At 71.4% G+C, this 419-nt stretch carries 1 pseudogene; it reads right to left on the bottom strand.

Features of this window, described 5'->3' with window-relative positions:
- Nucleotides 1–419, bottom strand: a pseudogene (locus tag MMF96_RS19490) (hypothetical protein); the annotation flags it as partial.

Raw genomic sequence — 419 nt, forward strand, 5'->3', positions numbered from 1 at the left:
TGATGGCGTTGATGTCCCGGGGCCAGGGTGGTTCCTGGACGGTGTCGGTGGGGTCGATGCCGGGGGTTGCCCAAAACACCGCCGCGCCGTCCCCGCCGCCTGGCGTAGCACCGCCGTCTTCCAGGGCACCGCTGCCGCCACCGTCGTGGCCGCTGGATATTTGATCGCCGGTGGCGGGCGTGGTGGTGCCGTTATTGCTGGTGGTGGCCGCGTTGGTGCGGTTGCCAGTGCCGTCACCGCCATCCACGTTGGTGCCGGTGCCGGTGCCTGAGGTGCCCTCAGCGCCGCCGGTGGGCGTGGTGGTGCCGTTATTGCTGGTGGTGTGAGCGGTGGTAGGTGGTTGGGCCCAGGCCGGGGCGGGGCCCTGGTCCGGGGGCCAGGAACCTCCAGCACCGGTACCCCGGGCATTGGAGCCGCCA

This window comes from Arthrobacter sp. STN4 (genome assembly GCF_024539665.1).
Lineage (GTDB): Bacteria > Actinomycetota > Actinomycetes > Actinomycetales > Micrococcaceae > Specibacter.